Source organism: Novosphingobium sp. (assembly GCF_030699305.1).
GTDB lineage: Bacteria > Pseudomonadota > Alphaproteobacteria > Sphingomonadales > Sphingomonadaceae > Novosphingobium.
This window is the reverse complement of the sequence record NZ_JAUYNB010000030.1, coordinates 1-2,206: the sequence shown is the minus strand read 5'-3', so window position 1 is coordinate 2,206 and position 2,206 is coordinate 1. Positions and strand designations below refer to the sequence as shown.

Annotated in this window: 1 protein-coding gene; it reads right to left on the bottom strand. The window is 65.4% G+C overall.

The genetic code is table 11. From position 1 onward, the window contains the following. The coding region (gene ppdK / locus Q8Q53_RS12115; protein ID WP_305702033.1) for a pyruvate, phosphate dikinase at positions 1-2,206 on the bottom strand (2,206 nt) is incomplete at both ends.

Here is a 2,206-nt window from a genome sequence, read left to right as displayed (position 1 = left end):
CCGCCAGTTCGACCAGCTGGCCAACCCCTTCGATGTCCAGGCTGACGAACGGATCGCGCGGATAGATGCCCTGCTCGACATAGGGGCTGAGGAACTTGGCCGCATCGTCGCGGCTGACCCCCAGCGTCGTCTGCGTGAGGTCGTTGGTGCCGAAGCTGAAGAATTCGCCCACCTCGGCGATCTCGCCCGCCATCAGCGCGGCGCGCGGCAGCTCGATCATCGTGCCGACCTGATAGACGACCGAGCGGCCCTTTTCCGCGAAGACTTCCGCTGCCGTCCGGTCCACCAGTGCCTTGAGGATTTCCAGTTCCTTGCGGGTCGCAACCAGCGGGATCATCACTTCCGGCACCGGCGCTTCGCCGGATGCCGCCGCGACATCGCAGGCCGCTTCAAAGATGGCGCGGGCCTGCATTTCGTAGATTTCCGGGAAGGTGATGCCCAGACGGCAACCGCGATGGCCCAGCATCGGGTTCATTTCGTGCAGTTCCTCGGCGCGACGCTTCAGCGTGGCGACGCCGATCCCGATCACATCGGACAGTTCCTCGAACTCGGCATCGGCGTGGGGCAGGAATTCGTGCAACGGCGGATCGAGCAGGCGGATGGTGACCGGCAGGCCTGCCATCACATCGAAGATTGCGTGAAAGTCGGCACGCTGTTCGGGCAGCAGCTTGGCCAGCGCGGCGCGGCGGCCGGGACCGTCTTCGGCCAGGATCATCTGGCGCACAGCGGCGATGCGCTGATCGTCGAAGAACATGTGCTCGGTCCGGCACAGCCCGATGCCTTCAGCTCCGAACTGGCGCGCAGTGCGGCAGTCGTCCGGGGTTTCGGCGTTGGTGCGGACTTTCATCCGGCGGTGCTTGTCGGCCCATTCCATCAGCACGCCGAAATCGCCGACCAGTTCCGGTTCGATCGTCGGGACCAGGCCAGCCATGACGTCGCCCGCTGCCCCGTCCAGCGTGATGACATCGCCTTCCTTCAGCTCGCGGGTGCCGATCTTCAGAGTGCGGCTGGCCATGTCGATGGACACGGCCGCTGCGCCGGAAACGCAAGGACGGCCCATGCCGCGCGCGACCACGGCGGCGTGAGACGTCATGCCGCCGCGGGCGGTCAGGATGCCCTTGGCCGCGTGCATGCCGTGGATGTCCTCGGGGCTGGTTTCGACGCGCACCAGGATCACCGCTTCGCCGCGTTCGGCGCGGCGTTCGGCGGTGTCGGCATCGAGCACGATCGCGCCAGAGGCCGCACCCGGCGATGCGGGCAGCCCCCTGGTCAGGATATCGCGCGGGGCATCGGGGTCGAGCGTGGGGTGGAGCAACTGATCGAGCGCCATCGGATCGATCCGCAGGATCGCCGCGCGTTCATCGATCAGGCCTTCTGCGACCATGTCGACCGCCATCTTGAGCGCGGCCTTGGCGGTGCGCTTGCCAGAGCGGGTCTGGAGCATCCAGAGTTTGCCGCGTTCCACCGTGAATTCGATGTCCTGCATATCGCGGTAGTGCTTTTCGAGCAGCTCGAACACATCGGCCAGTTCGGCGTAAGCCTCTGGCATCGCCTCTTCCATCGACAGCGGCTTGGCCCCGGCCCGTTCGCGGGAATAGCGGGTCAGGTACTGCGGGGTGCGGATGCCGGCGACGACGTCTTCGCCTTGCGCGTTGACCAGCCATTCACCGTAATAGGCCTTTTCGCCGGTCGCGGGATCGCGGGTGAAGGCGACGCCGGTAGCGCTGGTATCGCCCATGTTGCCGAACACCATCGCCTGCACGTTGACGGCGGTGCCCCAGTCACCGGGGATGTCGTTCAGGCGGCGATAAACCTTGGCGCGGTCGGAGTCCCAGCTGTCGAAGACGGCGCGGATGGCGCCCCAAAGTTGATGAAACACATCCTGTGGGAAGGGTTCGCCAAGGGCGGCTTCGACGATTCCCTTGTACTCGGCCACGAGGGCCTGCCAGTGCTCAGAACCCATCTCAACATCGGCGTAGAAACCGTTGTCTTCCTTGGCGATTTCAAGGGCATCTTCGAACAGGTGATGGTCCACGCCCAGCACCACATCGGAATACATCTGGATGAACCGGCGGTAGCTGTCCCACGCGAACCGTTCATCGCCCGATGACGCGGCCAGACCCTGCACGGTTTCGTCGTTGAGGCCGAGGTTGAGGACCGTGTCCATCATCCCCGGCATCGACACCCGCGCGCCGGAGCGGACCGA